The sequence below is a fragment of the Streptomyces coerulescens genome, from assembly GCF_042657965.1.
GTDB classification, from domain to species: domain Bacteria; phylum Actinomycetota; class Actinomycetes; order Streptomycetales; family Streptomycetaceae; genus Streptomyces; species Streptomyces coerulescens.
Genome location: NZ_JBHSKM010000054.1, coordinates 1 through 24,143, shown reverse-complemented (window position 1 = coordinate 24,143; position 24,143 = coordinate 1). Strand labels below are relative to the sequence as shown.

24 protein-coding genes are annotated in these 24,143 nt (G+C 71.8%); 13 read left to right on the top strand and 11 right to left on the bottom strand.

The features are described from left to right. Positions 1-55: 55 nt before the first annotated feature. Both ACFPQ9_RS44320 and ACFPQ9_RS44315 read right to left on the bottom strand, forming a co-directional pair. Positions 56-268 carry a DUF397 domain-containing protein gene (locus ACFPQ9_RS44320; protein ID WP_380866129.1) on the bottom strand — a complete coding sequence of 71 codons (213 nt, stop codon included), beginning with the start codon at positions 266-268 and terminating at the stop codon, positions 56-58. Next, complete coding sequence (locus ACFPQ9_RS44315; RefSeq protein WP_380866127.1) at positions 265-1,140, bottom strand: helix-turn-helix domain-containing protein; 876 nt, start codon at positions 1,138-1,140, stop codon at positions 265-267. Before ACFPQ9_RS44315 ends, ACFPQ9_RS44320 begins: the two co-directional genes overlap by 4 nt. Before the next feature lie 156 nt (positions 1,141-1,296). On the opposite strand from ACFPQ9_RS44315, the gene ACFPQ9_RS44310 reads away from it, so the two are divergent. The 3 genes from ACFPQ9_RS44310 to ACFPQ9_RS44300 all read left to right on the top strand — a co-directional run bounded on the left by ACFPQ9_RS44310 (position 1,297) and on the right by ACFPQ9_RS44300 (position 3,527). Continuing rightward, positions 1,297-1,770, top strand: coding sequence for an ATP-binding protein (locus ACFPQ9_RS44310; RefSeq protein ID WP_380866126.1), 474 nt, complete (start codon positions 1,297-1,299; stop codon positions 1,768-1,770). A gap of 199 nt (positions 1,771-1,969) precedes the next feature. Next, positions 1,970-2,815, top strand: coding sequence for a helix-turn-helix domain-containing protein (locus tag ACFPQ9_RS44305; RefSeq protein WP_380866124.1), 846 nt, complete (start codon positions 1,970-1,972; stop codon positions 2,813-2,815). 163 nt (positions 2,816-2,978) lie between these two features. Continuing rightward, the gene (locus ACFPQ9_RS44300; RefSeq protein WP_380866194.1) at positions 2,979-3,527 is read left to right on the top strand and encodes a Uma2 family endonuclease; all 549 of its coding nucleotides are present in this window, start codon (positions 2,979-2,981) and stop codon (positions 3,525-3,527) included. A 12-nt stretch (positions 3,528-3,539) separates the two neighbouring features. On the opposite strand, the gene ACFPQ9_RS44295 is transcribed toward ACFPQ9_RS44300, so the two are convergent. Further along, on the bottom strand, positions 3,540-4,466 hold the full coding sequence (locus tag ACFPQ9_RS44295; protein WP_380866122.1) for a DUF3027 domain-containing protein: 927 nt from the start codon (positions 4,464-4,466) through the stop codon (positions 3,540-3,542). A gap of 291 nt (positions 4,467-4,757) precedes the next feature. Here ACFPQ9_RS44295 and ACFPQ9_RS44290 point away from each other — a divergent pair, with 291 nt between their 5' ends. The 4 genes from ACFPQ9_RS44290 to ACFPQ9_RS44275 all read left to right on the top strand — a co-directional run bounded on the left by ACFPQ9_RS44290 (position 4,758) and on the right by ACFPQ9_RS44275 (position 8,295). Continuing rightward, positions 4,758-6,185, top strand: coding sequence for an MFS transporter (locus ACFPQ9_RS44290; RefSeq protein WP_380866121.1), 1,428 nt, complete (start codon positions 4,758-4,760; stop codon positions 6,183-6,185). A gap of 127 nt (positions 6,186-6,312) precedes the next feature. After that, the gene (locus tag ACFPQ9_RS44285) at positions 6,313-6,786 is read left to right on the top strand and encodes a DUF2771 domain-containing protein (RefSeq protein WP_380866119.1); all 474 of its coding nucleotides are present in this window, start codon (positions 6,313-6,315) and stop codon (positions 6,784-6,786) included. Between the two features lie 23 nt (positions 6,787-6,809). Beyond that, positions 6,810-7,457, top strand: a complete 648-nt coding sequence (locus ACFPQ9_RS44280; RefSeq protein ID WP_380866117.1) for a futalosine hydrolase — start codon at positions 6,810-6,812, stop codon at positions 7,455-7,457. Then, entirely contained in the window at positions 7,447-8,295 is an 849-nt protein-coding gene (locus tag ACFPQ9_RS44275) for a 1,4-dihydroxy-6-naphthoate synthase (protein WP_380866115.1), read from the top strand. Before ACFPQ9_RS44280 ends, ACFPQ9_RS44275 begins: the two co-directional genes overlap by 11 nt. 40 nt (positions 8,296-8,335) lie before the next feature. Here the strand turns inward: ACFPQ9_RS44275 and ACFPQ9_RS44270 are convergent, their stop codons facing one another. Then, complete coding sequence (locus ACFPQ9_RS44270; RefSeq protein ID WP_107906050.1) at positions 8,336-8,719, bottom strand: cold-shock protein; 384 nt, start codon at positions 8,717-8,719, stop codon at positions 8,336-8,338. A gap of 165 nt (positions 8,720-8,884) precedes the next feature. Between ACFPQ9_RS44270 and ACFPQ9_RS44265 the strand changes: the two genes are divergently transcribed. Beyond that, positions 8,885-9,136 carry a hypothetical protein gene (locus ACFPQ9_RS44265; RefSeq protein WP_380866113.1) on the top strand — a complete coding sequence of 84 codons (252 nt, stop codon included), beginning with the start codon at positions 8,885-8,887 and terminating at the stop codon, positions 9,134-9,136. Here the strand turns inward: ACFPQ9_RS44265 and ACFPQ9_RS44260 are convergent. The 3 genes from ACFPQ9_RS44260 to ACFPQ9_RS44250 form a co-directional block, all read right to left on the bottom strand. After that, positions 9,112-9,738, bottom strand: a complete 627-nt coding sequence (locus ACFPQ9_RS44260) for an HAD family hydrolase (RefSeq protein WP_380866112.1) — start codon at positions 9,736-9,738, stop codon at positions 9,112-9,114. The genes ACFPQ9_RS44265 and ACFPQ9_RS44260 overlap by 25 nt on opposite strands. 201 nt (positions 9,739-9,939) lie before the next feature. Continuing rightward, positions 9,940-10,944 carry a hypothetical protein gene (locus ACFPQ9_RS44255; protein WP_380866110.1) on the bottom strand — a complete coding sequence of 335 codons (1,005 nt, stop codon included), beginning with the start codon at positions 10,942-10,944 and terminating at the stop codon, positions 9,940-9,942. A gap of 75 nt (positions 10,945-11,019) precedes the next feature. Further along, positions 11,020-12,660, bottom strand: coding sequence for a substrate-binding domain-containing protein (locus tag ACFPQ9_RS44250; protein WP_380866108.1), 1,641 nt, complete (start codon positions 12,658-12,660; stop codon positions 11,020-11,022). A gap of 208 nt (positions 12,661-12,868) precedes the next feature. Here ACFPQ9_RS44250 and ACFPQ9_RS44245 point away from each other — a divergent pair, with 208 nt between their 5' ends. The 3 genes from ACFPQ9_RS44245 to ACFPQ9_RS44235 all read left to right on the top strand — a co-directional run bounded on the left by ACFPQ9_RS44245 (position 12,869) and on the right by ACFPQ9_RS44235 (position 16,308). Further along, positions 12,869-15,637: a helicase-associated domain-containing protein gene (locus tag ACFPQ9_RS44245; protein WP_380866106.1), complete on the top strand. Its 2,769-nt coding sequence runs from the start codon at positions 12,869-12,871 to the stop codon at positions 15,635-15,637. A gap of 230 nt (positions 15,638-15,867) precedes the next feature. After that, positions 15,868-15,996: a hypothetical protein gene (locus tag ACFPQ9_RS44240; RefSeq protein WP_380866105.1), complete on the top strand. Its 129-nt coding sequence runs from the start codon at positions 15,868-15,870 to the stop codon at positions 15,994-15,996. Positions 15,997-16,086: 90 nt separating this feature from the next. Further along, on the top strand, positions 16,087-16,308 hold the full coding sequence (locus ACFPQ9_RS44235) for a hypothetical protein (protein ID WP_380866103.1): 222 nt from the start codon (positions 16,087-16,089) through the stop codon (positions 16,306-16,308). Here the strand turns inward: ACFPQ9_RS44235 and istB are convergent. Continuing rightward, positions 16,286-17,506: an IS21-like element helper ATPase IstB gene (istB, locus tag ACFPQ9_RS44230; protein ID WP_380866101.1), complete on the bottom strand. Its 1,221-nt coding sequence runs from the start codon at positions 17,504-17,506 to the stop codon at positions 16,286-16,288. The genes ACFPQ9_RS44235 and istB overlap by 23 nt on opposite strands. Positions 17,507-17,667: 161 nt before the next feature. Here istB and ACFPQ9_RS44225 point away from each other — a divergent pair, with 161 nt between their 5' ends. Next, positions 17,668-19,311 (top strand): DNA repair helicase XPB, encoded by a 1,644-nt coding sequence (locus tag ACFPQ9_RS44225; protein WP_380866099.1) that lies wholly within the window; start codon positions 17,668-17,670, stop codon positions 19,309-19,311. Between the two features lie 62 nt (positions 19,312-19,373). Here the strand turns inward: ACFPQ9_RS44225 and ACFPQ9_RS44220 are convergent, their stop codons facing one another. Beyond that, positions 19,374-19,553 (bottom strand): hypothetical protein, encoded by a 180-nt coding sequence (locus ACFPQ9_RS44220; RefSeq protein ID WP_380866098.1) that lies wholly within the window; start codon positions 19,551-19,553, stop codon positions 19,374-19,376. A gap of 319 nt (positions 19,554-19,872) precedes the next feature. On the opposite strand from ACFPQ9_RS44220, the gene ACFPQ9_RS44215 reads away from it, so the two are divergent. Further along, on the top strand, positions 19,873-21,945 hold the full coding sequence (locus ACFPQ9_RS44215; RefSeq protein WP_380866096.1) for a HelD family protein: 2,073 nt from the start codon (positions 19,873-19,875) through the stop codon (positions 21,943-21,945). 337 nt (positions 21,946-22,282) lie between these two features. On the opposite strand, the gene ACFPQ9_RS44210 is transcribed toward ACFPQ9_RS44215, so the two are convergent. Both ACFPQ9_RS44210 and ACFPQ9_RS44205 read right to left on the bottom strand, forming a co-directional pair. Further along, complete coding sequence (locus tag ACFPQ9_RS44210) at positions 22,283-22,978, bottom strand: copper homeostasis protein CutC (protein WP_380866095.1); 696 nt, start codon at positions 22,976-22,978, stop codon at positions 22,283-22,285. A gap of 327 nt (positions 22,979-23,305) precedes the next feature. After that, a complete protein-coding gene (locus tag ACFPQ9_RS44205) occupies positions 23,306-23,983 on the bottom strand; it encodes a maleylpyruvate isomerase family mycothiol-dependent enzyme (protein ID WP_380866094.1) in 678 nt (225 codons plus the stop codon). Positions 23,984-24,143 lie beyond the last annotated feature (160 nt).

Below are 24,143 nucleotides of genomic sequence, written 5' to 3'. Positions count from 1 at the left end.
CCCCTTCGAACAGGCAGGAACGTATCCCACCGGCTCGAACGCGTGCACTCGCTTTTCAGGCGCTGGCCGCGTACGACACGAAGTCGGCCCAGGCCTGCGGGGCGAGCGCCAGGCGGGGGCTGGTGTGGCGATACTTGGAGTCGCGGACGTGGATCGTGCGGGGTGCTATCGCGATCTCGACGCAGGAATCGCCCTCGCTGCCACTGCTGTAGCTGCTCTTGAACCACGCCGGCTCGGAGGCCTTCTCGTGCGAGGTGTTGCGGATCATGTTTCCCCCAGCAGTCGCTCGATGAAGGCAGTCGACTCACGCGGTGTGAGAGCCTGCGCCCGGATGATGCCATACCGCAGTTCAAGGATACGGAGCTGCCTGGGCTCGGACACCGGTCGGCCGCTGGCCACGACCGGCGAACGCCCCACAGCTGAACCGTCGGTGAACTTCAGCACCTCGATGCCACCGTCAACGCCAGCGTGCTCCTCCCGATCCATCGGCATCACCTGAAGCTCAACGTTCCTCAACTGCCCCACCTCCAGCAGATGCTCAAGCTGGCGGCGCAACGCCACCCTGCCTCCGAGCGGACGCCGCAGCGTCCACTCCTCCAGGACGAAGCTGAGTTCGGGTGCCGGATCGCGCTCGAACACGGCCTTGCGGGCCACACGCGCTGCGATGAACCGCTCCACCTCGTCCCCTGTGTACGCGGGGCGCCGCATCAAGAGAAGCCCCCGTGCGTACTCCGGCGTCTGCAACAGGCCATGAACGTTGAGCGGATCGTAGAGCTGGAGCTCGACCGCCTTGGCCTCCATCTCCCCCAGCGCCCGAACCTTCTTCGGGTACCGGACCTTCTTCACGTCCTCCCACGTCGCCGCGACAAGCCCACCCGCCCCCAACACCTCATCCGCCTTGACCAGATACTCCTGCCGAGGAATCCGCTTCCCGCCCTCGATCTTGTAGACCAGGTCCTCCCCGTACCCCACCGCCACCCCGAACTCGGCGGCCCGCATCCCCACCGCCTCCCGCCGCAGCTTCAACTGCCGCCCGACGGTCGCGATGACCGCGATCCCCCACTCGTCGTCCGGATCCACCTCCCAACCCGGCTCGTCCGCCTCCGTCTTGAGCCGCCCGGTGTCCGCCTCGACCGTCATGCCGTACCCCTCCGTCGTACCGCCGCAGTGCAGCAGCGCCCTACCCGCACTCAACGTCCCGACAGCCCGGACACGACCGGACAAGCTCCGGACAGTCACCGTACGCACCCGCCGAGTCACTGTTCACGGTAAGCACGCACCGCCACGCTGAGTGACGTGACGCAGAAATCCCCCGAACTCACCACCCCCATCCGCGACTTCAGCGTGCAGCTGTCCCCCACACCACGCGGCGCCCGCCTCGCCCGTCTCCTCACCACCGAGCAACTCCGCAGCTGGGGCCTGCCGCTGGACCCGGCGGCGCTCATCGTGGCCGAGCTGGCGAACAACGCGGCCACACACGGCCGCGTCCCCGGTCGGGACTTCCTGCTGCTCCTGTACGTCGTCGGCGGCACCCTCCGTATCGAAATCACCAACACCTGCGGCGACCGACTCCCACACCCACAACGCCCCACCCCCGAGGCGGAGTCCGGCCGCGGGCTCGCCATCGTCGAGGCGTTGGCCGACCGCTGGGGCACGTCACCGGGGCTGCCGCCACGCAAGACGGTCTGGGCCGAGGTCGCCCTTTCACCGGAACCCGGAAGCCCGGTCTCCGGTGACGCGGGCGGTCTCCCTCAAGGAACGAACCAGTGAAAGAACCTCACCAAGCCCCACCCTTCCCGCCCAGGGCGCAAACTCACCCAACCGGGTGAACATCACCAACTCGGCTGGATTCGGGGCAGGTTGCCGGCCTTACGCTCGCCGCAACACAACCGCAGACATACGACGGCCCTCGCCGGGACGGCAATCCCAGTGCGAGGGCCTGACCACCAAGGAAGAAACGACCTTCCCGATGGACACCCAAAACCCTAGCGCTCCCTCGCGCGCCCAGTCCCGTATCCCGGGCAAAAACCACCCCCACGCGGGCGGCCTCAGCCACGACAACGCCCGCCACGCCACCCGCTTCACAGTGATCGGCAACCACCTCGCTCAGCACCCGGAGCTGTCGGCCCTCGCCATCGGACTGGCCGTCCACATCCAGTCCCTTCCCACCGGCGCCCGCGCCGACATCAAGACCCTCGCCGCCCGCTTCCCCGAGGGCACGACCCGTATCGCCGCCGCCCTGCGCGAGCTGGAGGCCCACGGCTACCTGCGCCGTGAGCGCGAGCGCGTCCCCGGCGGCCGCATCGTCACCCGCACGATCTCGTGCAACCAGCCAGGTCACCGCCCTACGCAGGACCACCAGGCCGCACCGACCCGGAACAGGCGAACCCCGGGACCCCGCAAGCCCCTCCCCGCCGTACCGCAGCCCGCCTACCCGGCTCCCGCGCTCCTCCAGACAGCCACGGAGCTACTCGCGGACCTCCGCCGCCACGACACCCGCCTGCTGCTCAGCGAGCAGGACACGGCCCACCTGGCCCCCGGCGTCGCCGCCTGGCTGGAACGGGACGTCACCCGCACCGCCGTGCGCCACGTCCTGACCACCGACCTGCCACCCGAGCCCCTGTGCCGCCCGGCGGCCCTCCTGGCCCACCGCCTGACCGCCCAGCTGCCGACACCGCCCCCGTTCCGCGCCCCCGCACCACCGCCGGCCGTCCGGCACCCCTTCCAGGACTGCGACGGCTGCGACCGCCCCTTCCGCTCACCCACCCCGGGACCCTGCCGTGACTGCCGCACTGCCCTTGCCACCGCCACCTGAGCCCGTTCCCGACGGCCGGGTATCAGGCCCCGCTCGGGGAACCACCATCAATTACGCTGACGCCAGGTGTTCGGGCCGTGTCCGTGATCCGGGATCAAGGCCCCAGACCGCCGCTCCCTGGAAGCGCCTGGAGGAAGCCGTGACCGCCGAACTCCCCGACTGGATGATCCCGCCCAGGCCGAGCGGCTGGGAAGCGGACGACCTCGACCACCTCCCGCAGGCACCGCGGCACACCGAACTCATCGACGGAGCCCTGATCTTCATGATGTCGCCGCAGCGGTCCTGGCACTCCCGGCTCGTGCAGAGGCTTACTCTCGCCCTGGAACAAGCAACACCGACCGGGTTCGAGGTCGAGCGCGAGATGACCGTCCGGCTCGACAAGAAGAGCCGCCCGGAGCCCGACATCCTGGTCACCACCGCCGCATACGACCCCGACCGCACCTGGTACGCACCCGCCGACGTCGCCCTGGTCATCGAGGTCGTCTCGGAGGAGTCCGTGGACCGCGACCGGTCCCTGAAGCCCTTCAAGTACGCACAGGCCAGGATCCCCCACTTCTGGCGCGTCGAGGACGAGGCCGGCCTCCCCACCGTCCACACCTACGAACTCGACACCATGACCGGCGCGTATGTGGCCACCGGAATTCACCGTGAGCGCCTGAAGGTCGCCGTCCCCTTCTCGGCCGACATCGACCTCAGGAACCTCGTGCCCTGACCTCTACGACCTCTACGAGTGCCCCAGCTCCGCCGAGTCCTCGTCCGCGCCCAGCGACACCGAGCCCGAGTCCGCCGCCGGTCGCAGCGGGAACGGGTCCACCCGGGTCTCGTCGATCACCGGCGGAGCAGGGCGGGGCGGTTTGGGCATGACCGCGGCCTCCGAGTGGCCGCCGCAGCCGTACGTCAGGGACACGACCCGGCCGTCCGCCGGGGAGAACTCATTGGCGCAGACGCCGAAGGCCTGGCCGAGGGAGCCGCCGATGGGGGTCAGGAAGCCGCACGTCACACAGGACGCCGGGGCCGCCTGGGCCATGGGGGTCTTGGCGCCGTAGGACTCCTCCCAGCGGTCCGCGGCGACGTGCAGGCCGTAGCGGGACAGGACGCGGGCCCGGCGCATGCCGAGTTCTTCCGCCACCGACGTGATCGAGCCGCGGGAGGGGGCCACCGGCAGGTTCGCGGGGGCGCCCGCGGTGACCTCCGCGTCCTCCGCCTCGACCAGTTCCGCCATCTCGTGCGAGACGGGCGAGTTCGGCACCGGCTCGTCCTCGCCGGAGTAGCCGGGCTCCAGGCGCAGGTCCTCGGCGTCCGTGGGCAGCAGGTCGCCGGGGCCCATGTCGCCGGGCCGCAGGCGCTCGCTCCAGGGCACCCACTCGGGGGCGAGGAGGGCGTCGGGGCCGGGGAGCAGGACCACCTCGTCCAGGGTCACGAACTTCGCCCGCGACGCCCGCGCCACCGTCACCGCCCAGCGCCAGCCGCGGTACCCGAGTTCCTTGCACTCGAAGTAGTGCGTGACAACCCGGTCGCCTTCGGACAGCAGGCCCGCGTGCTCACCCACCACGCCGGGCGCGGCGGCCTCCTCGGCGGCACTGCGGGCGAGGTCGACCGCCTCGGCGCACAGACGGTCGGGGGTGCGGCTTCGCGTTGTCGCTGCGCTCACAGGTATCGCTTCTCTCCTACGCCGTCTCTCGGGTGCGGCTGCCTGAAGGCGGCGGAGCGAACGGAGCGGACCTGTGGGCCGCGTCGACGTCCGCGTCCGAATCGCGCTCGGGCGCACCTACGTCATCCATTGTGCGGGATGGCTGAGATACGCACGCTACCTGTTCGCGGGCGCTGGGCCTACACCGACGTTGCTTCTCGGCGCTCCGCGCTGCCCGCAGACCATGAGAGCTTGCCCTCCATACGCGCCGTAACCGCACTACGCACCCCCATCTCGGGGCACTATTGCGTCGTGGCAACCGCGAGGCCGCCCCAAGGAGCCACCGGTGTCGGTGGGGCCAAGGGCGGCCGGGGTCGAGGTGGCGGAACGGGCCGGATGGGCGGCTCCCTCCGCGCGGTGGGCCGTGCCCTGCACTTCCCGCTCACCGGTCCGGCGCGCGGCATCCGCAAGGCCACGCACGCGCAGGGCGCGGGCGAGTCCGGCCTCGGCAAGCTGATCGAGCTCCACGGCGTGAACGGCGCCGGGGACATGATGATCACCGTCGCGCTCGCCTCCACCGTGTTCTTCTCGGTCCCCACCGACGAGGCCCGCGGGCGCGTCGCGCTCTACCTCGGCATCACGATGGCGCCCTTCACGCTCCTCGCCCCCGTGATCGGCCCACTCCTGGACCGTCTCCCGCACGGCCGCCGCGCGGCCATGGCGGGCGCGATGCTGGCCAGGGCGCTGCTCGCCCTGGTCCTGTCCAGCGCCGTCGTCAGCGGCGATCTCCAGCTCTATCCGGCAGCGCTCGGGGTGCTGGTCGCCTCGAAGGCGTACGGCGTGGTCAGAAGCGCCGTGGTCCCCCGTTTGCTGCCACCCCGCTTCTCCCTGGTGAAGGCGAACTCCCGGGTCACCCTGGGCGGCCTCCTCGCCACCGGCATCGCCGCGCCCATCGGCGCGGGGCTCCAGGCGATCGGGCCGCGCTGGCCGCTGTACGGCGCCTTCGTGATCTTCATCGCCGGTACGTTCCTGTCGTTCACGCTGCCGCACAAGGTCGACGTGGCCAAGGGCGAGGACACCGCGCTGCTCGCGGCGGACGAGCAGCATCTGCACGGGCCGCACCGCCGGCCGGTCAAGCGGCCCGGGCTGCGCACGGTCGGCATCGCCGTCACCCACGCCCTCGCCGCCAACTGCTCCATCCGCTGCCTCACCGGCTTCCTGATCTTCTTCCTCGCGTTCCTGCTCCGCGAGCACCCGATGTCCGGCCAGAGCGCAGCCGTGTCGCTGGGCATAGTCGCGGTCGCGGCCGGCACGGGCAACGCGCTGGGTACGGCCGTCGGGGCGTGGCTGAGGTCCCGGGCACCGGAGATCATCATCGTGACCGTCGTCGGCTTCGTGCTGGCCGTGGCCATCACGGCCGCGGCCTTCTTCGGCGCCGTCATGGTGGCGGGCCTGGCCGCGGTCGCCGGGTTCGCGCAGGCGCTGGCCAAGCTGTCGCTGGACGCGCTGATCCAGCGGGACGTGCCGGAGCTGGTGCGTACGTCGGCCTTCGCGCGCTCCGAGACGCTGCTCCAGGTGTGCTGGGTGCTCGGCGGCGCCATCGGCATCGTGCTGCCGCTGCGCGGCTCGCTGGGGCTGCTGGTCGGCGCCGCGATCGTCGCCACGGGCTGGCTGACCACCGTCAAGGGCCTGCTCGGCTCGGCCCGGCACGGCGGCCATGCGCGCCCACGGGTGACCTGACCCGTTCAGGCGCATTCCCGGCATACCCCCCGGCGTCCTCGTGACGTACGTCCCGGCACCCTCGTGACGTACGGCACGCCGCCCCCCACGTAGTCGGACCGTCACACGCGCCCGATAGCCTTCGCCCATGACCACGCTGCAATCCGTTGTGCGACGCCGCCGCGCGCTCGCCGCCGCCGGCGCCGTTTCCGCCGGACTGCTCGTCCTGTCGGCCTGCGACAAGCCGACGCCGCTGGCCACGGTCACCGTCGGCACCTCCTCCGTGCACTCGGAGGCCACCTGCGGTGGTGAGGGTGAACCCCTGAAGACCACGGACCTGGCCGAGTGCCTGAAGAACAAGGACATCGAGTCCATCAAGGTGGACCCCGACGACACCGTGCGCTTCGGTGTCGACCCGGACATCGCCGACGAGGGCTGGACGATCCTGATGAACGGCCAGCCGCTCACCGACTCCAGCACCAAGACCTACCGGACCGTCCCGGGCAGCGTGTTCTTCAACGCCCAGTACGGCGCCAGCGGCGACTCCACGCTGGTCTCCATCAAGGAGGGCGAGCAGAACGTGACGGGTCTGTGGTCCTTCAAGCTGGAAAAGGACAGCTGACCACGTCTGTCGTACGTGTCCTCGTGGCCACCGCGGTCCCCGCCGAGCGGGACGCGGTGGCCGGCGCGTTCGCACCGCCCGGCGCCGAGGTGATCGCCGCCGGCGTCGGCCCCGCGCTCGCCGCCGCCACCACGGCCTCGGCCCTCACCAGGGCCGCCCTCGAAGGCACCCCCTACGACCTTGTCGTCTCGGCCGGCATCGCGGGCGGCTTCGGCCCCGACGCCCCCGTCGGCTCCCTCGTCGTCGCCGACGAGATCACGGCCGCCGACCTCGGCGCCGAGACCCCCGACGGCTTCCTGGCGGTCACCGAGCTGGGCTTCGGCACCGTCACCCACCGTCCGCCGGAAGCACTCGTACGAGAGGTCGCGGCCGCCACCGGCGGGCGCCCCGGCGCCGTACTGACCGTCTCCACCGTGACCGGTACGGCTGTGCGCGCAGCGTGGCTGCGGGAGCGCCATCCCACCGCCCTGGCCGAGGCCATGGAGGGCTTCGGCGTCGCCGAGGCCGCCGCCGCGCACCGCACGCCGGTGCTGGAACTGCGCGCGATCTCCAACCCGGTGGGCCCCCGCGACCGCGCCGCGTGGCGCATCGGCGACGCGCTGGCCGCCCTGGCGGACGGATTCGGGAAGCTCGCGCCCGTACTGGAGAGTTGGAACCCACATGACCGGTGAGCCGTTGAAGATCGCGTACTCCCCCTGCCCGAACGACACCTTCGTCTTCGACGCCCTCGCCCACGGCCGCGTCCCCGGCGCCCCCGCGCTCGACGTCACCTTCGCGGACATCGACATCACCAACGGCATGGCCGAGCGCGGCGAGTTCGACGTACTGAAGGTGTCGTACGCCGTGCTGCCGTACGTCCTCGACGAGTACACGCTGCTGCCCTGCGGCGGCGCGCTGGGCCGGGGGTGCGGGCCGCTGGTGCTGACGCGGGAGGCGGGGGTCGATCTGACGGGCCGCACGGTCGCGGTGCCGAGCGAGCGGTCGACGGCGTATCTGCTGTTCCGGCTGTGGGCGGCGGACACCGTCCCCGGCGGGGTCGGCGAGATCGTGGTGCTGCCGTTCCACGAGATCATGCCCGCGGTGCGGGACGGGAAGGTCGACGCGGGACTCGTCATCCACGAGGCGCGGTTCACGTACCGGAACTACGGGCTCCATAAGCTCGCCGACATGGGCGAGCACTGGGAGGACACCACCGGACTGCCGATCCCGCTCGGGGCGATCATCGCCAAGCGGTCGCTGGGCGCCGCGACACTGCGGGGGCTCGCGGACGCCATCCGTACGTCGGTGCGCGCCGCCTGGGACGACCCCGAGGCCTCCCGCCCCTACGTCATGGAGCACGCCCAGGAGATGGACCCGGCCGTCGCGGACCAGCACATCGGCCTGTACGTCAACGAGTTCACGGCCGGCCTCGGCGAGGACGGCTATGCGGCCGTACGCGGACTGCTCACGCGTGCGGCGGCCGAGGGACTGGTACCGCCCCTCGGCCCGGGTGCACTGGATTTCCTCTAGGAATACCGGGGATCCGCCAGGTTCCCGGCGGATCCTCGCTCTATACGTCGAGCTGGTCGGCGACCGCGCGCAGCAGACCGGCGATCTTCTTGCCGGCGGTCTTCTCGGGATAGCGGCCCCGCTCCAGCATCGGCGTGATGTTCTCGAGGAGGGTCGTCAGATCCTGGACGATGGACGCCAGCTCGTCCGGCTTCTTGCGCTGGGCGGCCGCCACGGACGGGGTCGGATCGAGAATGACGACCGACAGCGCCTGGTCACCGCGCTGACCGGCGACGACGCCGAACTCCACCCGCTGTCCCGGCTTGAGTCCGTCTACTCCGGCGGGGAGGACCGAGGAATGGACGAAGACGTCACCGCCGTCGTCGCGGGAGAGAAAGCCGAAGCCCTTCTCACTGTTGAACCACTTGACCTTGCCGGTAGGCACGTCTGTCCTCGTCCTCGTACTCGTCGGAAAACTGCTTCTGAAAACGGCTCTTGATAGCACTACAGCGGGTCGACCACGACCCGCCGGTACCAAGGCTAATGGTCCCCGGGCGGGTGACAAGACGTCGCCCGGTAGTTCCCTCGCGCAGGGAACTACCCTGGTCCGGTGCCTGACAAAACCCAAACGAATTCCGCCGCTCCCGGCGACCGACTGATCCGTGCCGGTGCGGTCGTGTTCTTCATCGGTGCTGTGGCCACTCTGGTCACAGTGGCCCCGTTCCTGCTCGGCACGACGCCATTTCCTACCTACATGTTCGGACTGAGCATGTTGATGGGCGTCGGATTCCTCGTGGCCGGTGCCGGAGTGTTCCGTTCGATCGCGGCCGGAAGGCGTCAGGCGCGCGGCGCCTCGAGGTAGCCGGTGAGCCAGTCCGGGAACTCCGTGAGATCCGCGAGGACCACGTCGGCGCCGAGCGCGCCGAGTTCATCGGCGCTGTACGGCCCGGTCGCCACGGTGACGGCCAGGGTGCCGGCGGCACGGGCGGCGCGGATGTCGCCCTGGTGGTCGCCGACGTAGACGCGCGCGCCGTACTCGCGCAGGGCCTCCGCCTTCTGCTCCGCCCAGAGGTTGCCGATGACCGCGTCCGGGGCGATGCCGAGGTGCTCCAGGTGCAGCTTGGCGTTCGGCTCGTACTTGGCGGTGACGACGATCGCGCGGCCGCCCGCCTCGCGCACGGCGGCTATCGCCTCGCGGGCGCCGGGCAGGGCGGGGGTCGCGGCGATGGCGATCGTCGGGTACATCTCGCGGTACCGGTCGGCGATCCCCGCGACCTGCTCCGCCGGGAACCAGTTGATCAGCTCCTCCTCCAGCGGTGGGCCGAGGCGGGTGATCGCCAGGTCGGCGTCGATGTACGTGCCCGTCAGCTCGGCCAGCGCCGTGTAGCAGGCGTGGATGCCGGGGCGGGAGTCGATGAGGGTCATGTCCAGGTCGAAGCCGACGGTGAATGCCATATGGGCCATTGTGCCCAGGTCGGTCTGCGGGCAGACGCCGGGTGGGTGTGATGTGCGCCCAGTGGCTCGGGGCTGCTCGTCGTACGGCGGCTGCGGGTGATGCGTGGCTTGTCGCGCAGTTCCCCGCGCCCCTTCAGGGCGCTTCCGGCGGAGCCCGCACATCGACACGGTCCGCGCCCCTCAGGTGGGCCGCCTCGCCACGGCCGGGAGTTACCGCTGCTTCTGGGACCGCCAGACGATGAACAACGCCGATGCCAGCGCCGCGCCCCGTAGTACCCAGGGCCAGGTCTCGGCGATGGCCGCGTTCGTGTGGCCCTCGGGGATGGGGGTGCCCCAGCGGTCGTTGGTGCGGCCCCAGAGCCAGACCACGCCGGCGGTGAGGGAGAGGGCGGGGAGGATGATCACCGCCCATTTGGTCTCGGTGTCGGTCAGCCGGCGCGAGCCCCAGGCGATGAGCCAGCCGAAGAGCAGGGCGAGGAGGTTGCCGAGGACCGCGCCGGCGACGAGCAGGGCGGCGGCGATGAGCAGGAGGGGGTTGCTCCAGCGGCCGGAGGGGAGGGCGAGGCGGCGGCGGGTTTTCGGCTCGGCCTCCTCCTCGGCCTGCTCGACCGCGGCCGGGTCCGGCTCCTCGGCGGGCTTCTTCTTGCGGAGCCCCGCCTCGTCCTTCGCGGGCGGGCGCCTGAGCATCTCCGGGATCTCGATGCCGCCGACGAATCCCGGCACGTCCTCGCCGGGGCCGAAGGAGCTGCTGTCGACCCGCCACCAGTCCGGCTGGAGCGCGCTGTCGCCGAGGTCCGCGGTACTGGCGAGATGGGGCGGCGGGGGCGCGTCGTCGCGGGCCGGGGGCTCGGCGGGGCGCGGGCGCGGCACGATCCGGCGCAGGCCCTTGCGGCGCCGCTCGTCGGCCTCCGCGTCCCGGCCCGTGGGCTGTGCGGGCACGGGGGCCACCGGCGCCTGCGGGACGGGGGCGGTGCCTCCCCCGGAGGCGGTGCCCCCGGCGGCCGTGACGACCTCGTCCGGGGTGCCGAGGCGGGCGATGATGCGGCGGACGGCGGCGGGGCTGTCGACCGGGGCCTTGGCACGCCGCCGGTCGATCTCGCCGCGCAGTTCGTTCACCAGGCGCATGCGGGTGGACGACGGCAGCTGCCGTTGCTGCGCCACGTCGCCGACGCGGCTCAGATACTCGTAGACGACCTGGTCGCTCTCGATCCCCACGAAGTCCCCTCCGGGGTGGGTGCGTTGGATGCCCGGTGGGACGACGTTAGCGCAGGACAGGACAGGTGAGGTGGGTCAGGCGGGGCGGCACTCGCCCGAGTTCTGCACTTCGGAGCACAGGCCGTGGCCATGATCGCGGAGGATGTCGCGGCCGCTCTGCTGGGTGAGGAAGTTCAGGAAGGCCGCGGCGACGGAGCCGGCCGGGGCCTCGCGGTAGGTGTAGGCGAACTCGGTCTGCCAGTACGGATAGTTGGCGTCCCCGACGCCCTCGGCGGTCGGTCGCCTGCCGTCGATCGTGACCTTGACCAGCCCGTCGGCGGCCCCGTGGCCGTCCACGGCGGTGGCCTCGCTGTAGCCGACGGCGCCGGGGGTCGAGGCGGTGGTGTTCAGCATGGTGTCCGTGCTGGTGACCTCGCAGCGCCCGTACCGCTTCGGGTCGAGGGCGGCACAGTCGGTCTCGGTGAACTGGGGCGGTTCCTTGCCGCCGAGGACCTTGGCGACGAGGGTGCTGCGGGTGCCCGAGCCGGGGTCGCGGTTGACGAGGTGGACCGGTACGTCGTTGCCGCCGACATCGGACCAGTTCTGGACGCGGCCCGCGAAGACGTCCCGAATCTGGTCGAGTTTCAGGTTCTCCACGCCCGCGTCCTTGTTGACGACGAGGGTGAAGACGGAGAGCGCGACGGGTTTGGGGATCAGCCGGGGGTGGCCGTCGGAGGCGAGGCCGTCGGTGAAGGCGATGTGGTCGCGCAGGCCCTCGCCGACCGGGACCCCGGCCTCCCGGCCGGCCTTGTCGAGGTCGGTGACACCGTCGGTGCTGCCCTTGAAGGTGTCGTCGGCGAGCGGGATGTGCACATCGGCGCCGTCGCACCGCTTGAGGTAGTCCTCGGCGGCGGCCCTGACCGCGGGGGCGAAGGCGGTGGAGCCGTGCAGACGCAGGGTGCCCTCGACGCAGTCCAGCGGGGGCCGCTTGTCGTCGCGGACGAAGAGCGTGAAGTTGGCCTGTACGGCGACGGCCGCGATCAGGATCCAGATGACCCACCAGGCGGGCCGGGAGGCGAAGACATGGCTCTCGGTCCTGGTCGCCTTCAGCCTCAGCAGCCGCATCAGCGGGTCGTACCAGCGCTCCTGTCCGTCGGTGCCCTGGACGACGGGGTCCGGGAAGGGGTCGGTACTCATGTCCTCGGGCCAGCGTTCCAGCACGACGAGCACCTTGTACTCGGCGCCTCGGGGCAGCGTCACCTTCGGCAGCCGGATGACGCCGGTGCGGTCCCCCGCGTTGTTGTTGCGGCGGAAGCCGGGCTTGGCGACGGTGCGGACGCTGTCGCCTTCCGTCATCTCCTCGAAGAAGAAGTCGCGCAGCGCGTTGTTGCTCGGGTCGGTGAGGACCACGGCGGCGACGCGGCGGTCGCGGAAGGTGACCTTGATGCCGTAGGGGTCGGCCGGGTCCGCGAGGTAGTCGTCGGAGACGATCTTGGTCGAGCCGGCGTTCTCGATCCGCAGCAGGACGAACGAGGGATCCTTGAGCTGGTGGCCGTCGTGCCGCATGTCTCCGAGCACATCGGCGTACGGCTTGTCGGCGGCGTCCGCGGCGAGCGTGTCCATCTGCACCCGGTAGCCGAGCCGCTTGCGGCCGACGATGGCGAACTCCCACAGGAACGCGGCGACGGGAAACGCCAGACTCAGGATCGCGATCCACTGCTCGGCCTGCTCGCTCATGGCCTCCCCCAATTCCCTTGAGCCGTGAAGTAGTTGACCGGGAGCCCAGGGTGACCAGTGGGGGCGAGGTGTTGCCAGGGGCACCGGAATCCTCCGGACGATGTTCATCCCGGGGCCATCTGCGAAACGTTCTGTTCGCCCGGGGGGCCCGATCCGACCCCGCAGTCATGGGCCCGGCCGCCGGAGGCGACCCGCTAACGTGGGCAGGATGAGCGACCCGGCCACACCGCCCCGTTCCCTCGCGGAGGATCTCCGCGTGCGGGACGACGCCTCGCTGACCGTGCTTCTGCGCAGCCGGCCCGACCTCATCACCCCCGTCCCGACCGACCTCACCCAGCTGGCGACCCGCGCCGGTACCCGGGCCTCCGTGGTACGCGCCCTGGAGCGGCTGGACCGTTTCGCACTGCAGACGGCGGAGGCGCTGGCCGTGGCGGCGGACCCGGCGACGTACGACGAACTGCTCGCCCTGATGGCCGGCGACGAGGGCGACGCGGCGGTCACCGCGGCGCTGCCGCACGCGCTCGGCACCCTGCGCGAGCAGGCCCTGGTGTGGGGCACCGACGACCGGCTGCGCCTGGTGCGCACGGCACGCGAGCTGCTCACCCCGTCCCCGCAGCACCCCTCGCCGACGGGCCTCGGGCCGACCGTGCAGGAGGCGACGGCCGGGATGTCGCCGGGCCGGATCCAGGAGATCGTCACCACGGCCGGGCTGCCCTCGACGCACGACGCGGTGTCCGCCGTGTCGGCGCTCACCGCGCTGTTCACCGACCGCCGGCGTATGACGGCCCTGCTCGCCGACGCCCCTGAGGAGTCCCGGGAGGTCCTCGCCCGCCTGGTCTGGGGGCCGCCGTACGGCCAGGTCACCGCCGACCCGGCCGCCCGCCTGCGCTGGCTCCTCGACCGCGGCCTCCTCCTTCCGACGGCGCCCGGCACGGTCGTACTCCCCCGCGAAGTGGCCCTGCATCTGCGGGCCGGCCGCGCCCACCGGGCCACCGATCCACTGCCGCCGCCCGTCGAGCCGGCCTCCACGCACAGTCCACGGGTCGTGGACACCACCGCGGCCGGGCAGGCGTACACCGCGCTGGCCACCGTCGAGGAGCTGCTGAAGGACTGGGACGAGGGCGGGCCCGCGGTGCTGCGCGCGGGCGGCCTCAGCGTGCGTGACCTGAAGCGGACCGCCGTCGCCCTCGACGTGCCCGAACCCGTCGCCGCCTTCTGGACCGAACTCGCCTACGCGGCGGGTCTGCTGGCCTCCGACGGCGAGGCCGACGAGCGGTTCGCGGCGACGCCCGCCTACGACGAGTGGCGGGAACAGCCCGCCGCCGAGCGCTGGGCCCGACTGGCGGACGCGTGGCTGGCGGCGACGCGGACGGCGGGCGTGGTCGGCGGGCGGGACGCCAAGGACCGTACGTTGTCGGCGCTGGGCCCCGGCCTGGACCGCTCCGCCGCGCCCGAGGTGCGGCACCGGGTGCTCACCCTGCTCGCCGGACTGCCGCAGGGCGCGTCCCCGTCGGCCGAGTCGGTACTGGCGCGGCTGCGCTGGGAGCGCCCGCTGCGCGGCCCCCAGCGCGAGGACGACCTGCGCACCCGCCTCGCCCGGTGGACCCTGACCGAGGCGGAGCTGCTGGGCGTGACGGGCCGGGGAGCGCTGTCGGCGCACGGGCGGGCGCTGCTGGGGGCACCCACCGCGGAGTCGGCCGCGAAGGCGGGCGGCCGGGGCCGGGCGCCCGGCCCGTCGGCCACCGGCCCGGCCGCGGGAGGTCAGGGCCCGGCCGCAGGCGGTCAGGGTCCGGCCACCAGCCCCTCGGCCACCGGCCCCACCGCGGCGACCCGCGACACCGCCCTCGCGCCCGGCGCACCGTCGGCGTCCACCGCCGGCCCCTCGGCCTCGCCCCCGCCCGACACCACCAGCCCCACACACTCCGCCCCACCCGGCACCACCTCGTCCGGCCCCGGCGACAAGCTCCCCGTCCATCACGAGCACCCCCGCCCGGCCGGTCCGCCCGAGCCGCTCTCGCCCGCCGAGCAGGCCGTCGCGTCCGCTGCCGCCGCTCGGCTGCTCGCGCCGCTGCTGCCCGAGCCGCTGGATCACGTCCTGCTCCAGGCCGATCTCACGGCCGTGGCGCCGGGGCCGTTGCGGCGGCCGCTCGCCGACATGCTGGGGGTGCTCGCGGACGTCGAGTCGAAGGGCGGGGCGACGGTGTACCGGTTCACGCCCGGCTCGGTGCGCCGCGCCCTTGACGCCGGGCGCAGCGCCTCCGACCTGCACGCCTTCCTCGCCGAACACTCCCGCACGCCGGTGCCGCAGCCGCTGGCGTATCTGATCGACGACGTGGCCCGTAAGCACGGCCATCTGCGGGTGGGCGCCGCGTCGGCGTACGTCCGCTGCGACGACGACGCCGTGCTGAACGAGATCCTCGCCGACAAGCGGGCCGCCGGACTGCGGCTGCGCCGCCTCGCGCCGACCGTACTGGCCGCCCAGGCGGACCCTGCCGGGCTGCTGGAGGGCCTGCGCGCGATGGGCTTCGCGCCGGCCGCCGAGTCGGCCGAGGGCGATGTCCTGATCACCCGCGCCGACGCCCACCGCACCCCGCCGCGCACCGCCCCCGAGCCGGTCCCGGACGGCCCTCCGACGCCGGACGCCACCCTGCTGGCCGCCGCGATCCGCGCCATCCGCGCGGGCGACCTCGCCTCCACGACACCACGCAAGCCGAGCGGGGCGGCCCCCGCGAGGACCGGGACCGACCTGCCCCGCACCACGTCCGCCGAGACCCTCGCCACCATGCAGGCCGCCGTCCTGACCGGCGAATCGCTGTGGATCGGGTACGTCAACGCCGAGGGCTCCGCGAGTCAGCGGGTGATCGCGCCGGTGCGGGTCGAGGGCGGCTTCGTGACGGCGTACGACCACACCGCGGACGAGGTGCGGACGTACCCGCTGCACCGGATCACCGGCGTCGCCGAGCTCGCGGACGACTAGGGCCTGTCGGCTCCAGGACCTGTCCGCTCCAGGACCTGTCGGCTCCGGAGGTTCGCCGCCTCCCGCGTCTCACTCGTTCGGGCGTACGCGGCGACTCATGCACGCCACGCCGGGCTTTTCCAACTCTTGAGGGACCTTCCGGATCTTTCCGCATTGCGTCGCGCGGCGAAGGGCAGCCACCCGATGTCCTGATCACGCTCAAGTGAGCGCAACAGAGAGGTAGTTGTCCCATGCGCACAGCGCGTCGTCTCGCCACCGTCCTGGCCGCCGCGGCCCTGATGATCGGCGGCTTCACCACGCAGGCCGCCGCGGTCAGCGTCGACATCGCCGGGCTGGTCGTCGAGACCCCCCAGGTCTGAAGCACCCCAGGTCCGACGCACCGCAAGGGGCCGGTCCCGGCGAACCAGGGCCGGCCCGCCCTCCCCCCATCCGAAAGGCTCTGAGGCCCCATGCGTTCCGAGCGCACCGCCCGCACCCGTACCGCCCTGTCCGTCGCCGCACTCTCGGCGGCCGCGGCCGCGGCCCTGGTCACGGTCCTCGCGCCGACGGCCGCCGCGGCCCCTTCACTGCCGCTGCCGCTCCCGGCGGCCGGCGGGGAGTCCCTGGTCACCGAGGGACTCACCATCGAAGGACCGCTGATCAACAACGTCAGTCTGCCCACGCTGAAGTAGCGCGGCGCATCCGGTAGCTCTCGCCCTCGATCCGTACGAGCTCGGCGTGGTGGGCCAGCCGGTCCGCCATCGCCAGGGCCGAGGGGCCGCCGAAGACCTCGTCCCAGCGGGCGAGCGGACGGTCGCTGGTCACGATCAGCGAGGCCCGCTCGTAGCGGTGCGCGACCAGCTGGAAGAAGAGCGCGGCGGTCTCCGGGTCGAAGGGCGTGTAGCCGACCTCGTCGACGATCAGCAGGGCGTGCGCGTCGAGCGCGGCCAGCTCCCGCGCGAGCCGTCCGGCGTCGCGGGCGGCGGCCAGCCGGGCGGCCCACTGCGCGGCGCTCGCGAACAGCACCGAGTGCCCGGCCTGGCAGGCCCGCACCCCGAGCCCGACGGCGAGATGCGTCTTGCCGGTGCCGGGCGGTCCCACGAAGACCACGTTGCGTCCGGCGGTGACGAAGTCCAGCTTGCCGAGCCGGGCGACGGTCTCGCGGTCGAAGGAGCGCGGGTGCTCGGAGTCGAAGTCCTCCAGCAGCTTGCGGGCGGGGAACCCGGCGGCCCGCAGCCGCTCCTCCGCGCTCGGTTCGTCCTCGCGCGGGCCGGACTGCGCCGGCACGAAGACCTTCGCGGCGGGCGCCTCGGGGACGGGCTCCTGGTGGTGCGTCTGCTGATGGGCCCGCTCGGCATGCGCGGCCATCGGCCCGGACATGTACGCCAGGATCGCCGCGGACGCGATGAACGCCATGTGGATCACCGTGCCCCACAGCAGCGAGTGCTGCGAGGTGCGGTGGACGTCCACGAACATCTGGAGCAGATGGACGGAGGAGATGCCCACGATGGCGGTGGCGAGCTTGACCTTGAGCACGTTGGAGTTGACGTGCGAGAGCCATTCGGGCTGGTCACGGTGGCCCTGGAGGCCGATGCGGGAGACGAAGGTCTCATAGCCGCCGACGATCACCATGATCAGCAGGTTCGCGATCATGACGACGTCGACGAGCTTGAGCACGGCGAGCATGACGTAGTTCTCGGTGGCCTGCCCGGTCACACAGCGGAGAATTAAGGCCCAGAGTTCGTTGAAGAATTTGTAGACGTACACCCCCTGCGCGGCCACGAGGCCGAAGTAGAGCGGCGCCTGCAACCAGCGGGTGGCGAACAGGGCGTATCCGAGGGTGGTGGTCGGCGGGGACGGTTCACGATCGATGGCCTGCACGCTCGGCATTCTTCGCAGCCGCCGCCGTATAGGTGAAACCACACCACTCACAGGAATGAAAAGACATCCTTTAGGACTCCGGCAGGACTCCTACGGGGCTTGGGAAACGATCGGGAACGATCAGGCACACTGGACGTTTGGTCGAGTGGTGAGCGGAAGGACGGACCCACGTGAACGGACCACTGATCGTCCAGTCGGACAAGACCCTGCTCCTGGAGGTCGACCACGAGCAGGCCGACGCGTGCCGTCGGGCGATCGCGGCGTTCGCGGAGCTGGAGCGGGCGCCCGAGCACATCCACACCTACCGGGTCACCCCGCTCGGGCTGTGGAACGCGCGCGCCGCCGGGCACGACGCCGAGCAGGTCGTGGACGCGCTGGTGACGTACAGCCGCTACCCCGTGCCGCACGCGCTGCTGGTCGACATCGCCGACACGATGGACCGCTACGGCCGCCTCACGCTCTCCAAGCACCCCACGCACGGCCTCGTCCTGACGACCACCGACCGGCCGGTGCTGGAGGAGGTGCTGCGCTCGAAGCGGATCGCGCCGCTCGTCGGGGCCCGGATCGACCCGGACACCGTGGCCGTGCACCCCTCCGAGCGCGGACAGATCAAGCAGACGCTGCTGAAGCTGGGCTGGCCGGCGGAGGACCTCGCCGGGTACGTCGACGGCGAGGCGCACCCGATCGAGCTGAACGAGGACGGCTGGGCGCTGCGGCCCTACCAGAAGCAGGCCGTGGAGAACTTCTGGCACGGCGGCAGCGGCGTGGTCGTCCTGCCCTGCGGCGCGGGCAAGACCCTCGTCGGCGCCGGGTCCATGGCGCAGGCGAAGTCGACCACGCTCATCCTCGTCACGAACACCGTCTCGGCCCGCCAGTGGAAGCACGAGCTGGTGAAGCGGACGTCGCTGACGGAGGACGAGATCGGCGAGTACAGCGGCACCCGCAAGGAGATCCGGCCCGTCACCATCGCGACGTACCAGGTACTGACGACGAAGCGGAAGGGCGTCTACCCGCACCTGGAGCTCTTCGACTCCCGCGACTGGGGCCTGATCCTTTACGACGAGGTGCACCTGCTGCCCGCGCCCGTCTTCAAGTTCACCGCCGATCTCCAGGCCCGGCGCCGGCTCGGCCTGACCGCGACCCTGGTCCGTGAGGACGGCCGTGAGTCCGACGTCTTCTCGCTCATCGGCCCCAAGCGGTTCGACGCGCCGTGGAAGGAGATCGAGGCGCAGGGGTACATCGCGCCCGCCGACTGCGTCGAGGTCCGCGTCAACCTCACCGACTCCGAGCGGCTGGCGTACGCCACCGCCGAGCAGGAGGAGAAGTACCGCTTCTGCGCGACGACCGACACCAAGCGAAAGGTCACCGAGGCCCTCGTCCGCCGGTTCGCGGGGCAGCAGATCCTGGTGATCGGCCAGTACATCGACCAGCTCGACGAGCTGGGTGAGCATCTGAACGCCCCCGTGATCAAGGGCGAGACGTCCAACGCGCAGCGCGAGAAGCTCTTCGACGCGTTCCGGGAGGGCGAGATCAGCGTCCTCGTGGTGTCCAAGGTCGCGAACTTCTCGATCGACCTGCCGGAGGCCACGGTCGCCATCCAGGTCTCGGGCACCTTCGGCTCGCGCCAGGAGGAGGCACAGCGCCTCGGCCGGGTCCTGCGCCCCAAGGCCGACGGCCACCAGGCGCACTTCTACTCGGTGGTCGCCCGCGACACGATCGACCAGGACTTCGCCGCCCACCGCCAGCGCTTCCTGGCGGAACAGGGCTATGCGTACCGGATCGTGGACGCCGACGAGATTCTCACGGAGGGATAGCGGGGCGGGACGGGCGTCCCGGGACGGTCACTTACGGGCTGACGGCACTTGCACGCGGGCCGTCACTTACGGCGGACGCCCGCTTCCTCTCCGTACTCGCCGAGGACGATGACGTCGAAGGCCGCACCTGCGAACACCCTGACGGCGCGCAGGGCTTCGCCGAAGCGATGACGGTGGCTCCCCTGGAGCGCGGTCGCTCCGCGGGGGGCCGCGGGGGCTGGGTGAATGGTTGCTGCGCTCATGTCTTCCATGATGCGTTCGCGGCCATAAAGGCCGCATCGGCCTGCGGGCCGAAGCCGCACACCGTCCGCGTACGTCTCGGGACGGACCGCGTACCCCCAAGGGGGAGGGCCGCGTCCCCTAGGGGAAGGGCGGCATCCCCCAAGGGTCGGAGGAGAAGGTCCACGGCGGGAAAGTGACGGGAAAAATTCGTTGGCGTCCGTCTCGTGCGCTCACCTAAAATCTCCGCTCTTGCCCGCCTCCGTTCACGGAGTGCTGCCGACCGGACGGAAACCGGCCGGCTCTCTCGATCACCCCCGCAGGTCCTCCGGAGGCACCCCCTTGTCCACTTCCGTCGACGACCCCCTGGATCCGCTCTCCCGGGAGCGCTCCCACCTCTCCGGCTCCCGTGCCGCCCTGCGCGCCATGCGGGAGGACGTCGAGTCCCTCGACATCAGCGACGTCACCGCGAACTGGGTCAACGCCGAGGTTCTGGCCCGCCAGATCGAGGACCGCATCAAGGCGCTGGCCGACCTCAGCGACACCCCGCTGTTCTTCGGCCGCCTCGACTACCTACACGCACCCGGTGCCGAGCAGGCCGAAGGGGCCGAGGGCGAGCGCTTCTACATCGGGCGCCGGCATGTGCACGACGCCGAGGGCGACCCGATGGTCATCGACTGGCGGGCACCGGTGTCGCAGCCGTTCTACCGGGCGTCCAAGAAGGACCCGATGGACATCGCGCTGCGCCGCCGCTTCGGCTACACCGGCGGCGATCTCACGGCGTACGAGGACGAGCACCTCTCCGACCCGGCGGCTGTGACACTGTCCGGCTCCGCCGGGGAGGCCCGCACCAGCAAGCTGCTCCAGCAGGAGATCGAGCGTCCGCGCGTCGGCCCGATGCGCGACATCGTGGCGACGATCCAGCCCGAGCAGGACGAGATCGTACGGTCCGGGCTCGGCGGGACGGTGTGCGTGCAGGGCGGTCCGGGCACCGGAAAGACGGCTGTCGGCCTCCACCGGGTCGCCTATCTCCTCTACGCCCACCGCGAGCGCCTCGCCCGCACCGGCACGCTGGTCATCGGCCCGAACAAGTCCTTCCTGCACTACATCGAGCAGGTGCTGCCGGCGCTCGGCGAGTTGACGGTCCGCCAGGCCACGGTCGACGACCTGGTCGCCCATGTCGAGGTGCGCGGCGCGGACGACGCGGCCGCCGCGATCGTCAAGGGCGACGCGAGGATGGCGGAGGTGCTGCGGCGCGCGGTCTATGCGCATGTGAGCATGCCGACGGAGCCGGTGGTCGTCGTACGGGGATCGCGGCGGTGGCGGGTTCCGGCGTACGAACTCGAAGAGACCGTACGGGAGTTGCTGGACCGGGACATCCGGTACGGCGCCGCCCGCGAGGCGCTTCCGCAGCGTGTCGCGCATGCCGTGCTGGTGCAGATGGAGCGGTCGGGGGAGGCGCCGGACGACCGGGTGCAGGACGCGGTGGCCCGCAACAGTGCGGTGAAGGCGGCGGTGAAGGCGATCTGGCCGCCGGTGGATCCGGCGAAGCTGGTGCTGCGGCTGCTGACGGACTCGGACTTCCTGGCCGAACACGCCGCCGGGATCCTGTCCGGGGACGAGCAGAAGACGATCCTGTGGGCGAAGCCGGTGCGGTCGGTGAAATCGGCGAAGTGGTCGGCGGCGGACGCGGTACTGATCGACGAGGTGACCGACCTGGTCTCCCGGACGCCCTCGCTCGGGCATGTCGTCCTGGACGAGGCGCAGGACCTGTCCCCCATGCAGTACCGGGCGGTGGGACGGCGCTGTACGACCGGTTCGGCGACGGTCCTCGGTGACCTGGCGCAGGGTACGACGCCGTGGGCGACGCGCAGTTGGGACGAGGCGCTGGCGCATCTCGGCAAGTCGGAGGGGGTCATCGAGGAGCTGACGGCCGGGTTCCGTGTCCCGACGGACGTGATCGCGTACGCCTCCCGTCTCCTTCCTCACATCGCGCCGGGGCTGGCTCCGGTGGCGTCGATCCGGGAGAACCCGGGGTTCTTCGAGGTCCGTGGGGTGTCGGGGGCGGCCGAAGTGGTCGACGCGTGCGGGGAGTTGCTGCGGCGGGAGGGGTCGGTCGGCCTGATCGCCGCGGATGCGCGGGTTCCGGCGCTGTCGGAGGCCCTGACCGAGGCGGGCCTCACGTACCTCTCCCCCGGCGAGGAGACGACCCACCAGACCCGCCTGACCCTGGTCCCCGCGTCCCTCGCGAAGGGTCTGGAGTACGACTACGTGGTCCTGGACGAGCCCCAGGCGGTGGTGGACGGAGAGCCGGACGAACGGACGGGATTGCGCCGGTTGTATGTCGCGCTGACGAGGGCGGTGTCGGGGTTGGTGGTGGCGCATGCGGCGGGGTTGCCGGGGCAGTTGGGGTGAGGGTAGGTAGGTCGGGGGTGGCGCGGATGAGTTCTGGCCGCGGGTAGGTGGGGGCTGATCGCGCAGTTCCCCGCGCCCCTGAGGGGGTTGTCGTCCCGTCGGCCGATTGCTCAGGCTCTGGGGGTGGCACGGATGAGTTCTCGCTGCGGGCGAGTGGGGGCTGGTCGCGCAGTTCCCCGCACCCCTGAGGGGGTTGTCGTCCCGTCGGCCGATTGCTCAGGCTCTGGGGGTGGCACGGATGAGTTCTGGCCGCGGGTAGGTGGGGGCTGGTCGCGCAGTTCCCCGCGCCCCTTAGGGGGTGCAGGCGGGCCCGGTCGACCAGGCCTCCTCCCTCCCCCTACGCGACGCCGTCCAGGGCTGCTCGCCACTTCGCCACCGCCGTCACCGATACCGGGCCGTTCCAGCCTTCCGGTCTGGCCGCGCCGCCGATGTGGAAGGCGTTGATGCCGGCGTTCAGGAGGGTCGGGACGTGGTCGAGGCGCAGTCCTCCGCCGACCAGAATCCGCTGCTCGTACCCCGGCTCCCCGCTCCTCTCCGCCTCGGCGAGCAGAGTGGGCAGACCGTCGTCCACGCCCTCCGCCGACCCGGCCGTGAGGTAGGTGTCCAGCCCCGGCATCCCGTCCAGCTGCTTGCGCAGCGCGTCCCGGTCGGCGGCCCGGTCGATGGCGCGGTGGAAGGTCCACCGGCACCCGTCCAGCACGGCCACCACCCGCTCGACGGCCTCCAGATCGACCCTGCCGTCGGCATCGAGGAACCCGAGCACGAACTCTTCGGCTCCGGCGTCCCGCATCGCGCGCGCCGTCCGCGCCACTCGCTCGACGTCTCCCACCTCGAACCCGTCCGCCAGTCGCAGCATCACGCGCAGGTCGATGTCGACGGCGGCACGGATGCCGGCGAACGTCTCCACCGGCGGGGTCAGCCCGTCGGCCGCCATGTCGGTGACCAGTTCGAGCCGATCCGCACCTCCGGCCTGGGCGGCGACCGCGTCCTCGACACCGAGGGCGATCACCTCCAGGACTGCACGCTTGCTCATGGGACCCCATTCCTCGGCATTCGACGACGCTAAAGGTCTAGCCCAAACAGGTCTAGTCCAATCCCACCCTACGCCGCCCACCAAAGATCGGCCCACACCCAGTCCAGCCAATGAAGCCCACGGGACGACAACCCCCTAGGGGCGCGGGGAACTGCGCGACCAACCCCCACCCACCCGCAGCGAGAACTCATCCGCGCCGCCCCCGACCCTGAGCAATCGGCCGACGGACCTGCAGCCCCCCAGGGGCGCGGGGAACTGCGCGACCAACCCCCACCCACCCGCAGACGAACACGTGCCGGCGCCACCCCCCGCGCCCCGACCCCCTCCTCACCCGAAAATATTCAGCTCCCTCGGCCCCACCCCCACCAGCTCAAACCCCGCCGCCCCCTCCACCGACCGCCCCGCATACAGCCGCACCAACGTCGCCCCATCCCCGATGTACCGGGCCGGAGGCCGCCCCGCCGCCAGGTCACCGAACCGCACCGGCTCATCGACATCGTCCAGATCCGCATGCAGCGGAACATGCCGCCGATCCCGAGTCAGCCACGCCAGAAGCCGCAGCGCATCCGGCAACCCCGCCCCCGCATACGCCCCCGGCGCCCCCAGCACCTCCCGCACATCCCCGGCATGCACCCACTCCCCCAGCGCGATGCCGTCCAGCGCCCCGCCCGCCCGGGCGATCACCGGCCCCGCCTCGGTCATCCCCCGCTCCAACTCGTCGACGATCCGCCCCTCACTCCAGTCGGCCCGCTCGGCGATGTCCCGGTCGTTGGCCTCGGGCGAGAACACACCCTCCTCCAACCGGCTCTCCACCACCCGCATCAACGCGGCCGAGCAGTGCGCCAGCACATCCCGCACCGACCACCCCGGACACGCCACCGTCGGCAACGCGAAGTCCGCCGCCGGCCGCCCCCGCAACAGCGGCACCAGCGCATCCCGCTCGACGACCAGCAGCCGCCCCGGCAGTTCCGGATCCCGTACGTCGTGCACGTCAGCAGAAGTCATGCCGCCCACGCTAGGCGCTCCGCCGGGAACACCACTGCCACGCGCACGACCAGTCCCCCCACCACCGCGACGCCCACCACCGTGACCACCCACCACCCTCACCACGCACCACCCACCCCCACCACCCTCACCACGCACCACCCACCCCCACCACCCTCAC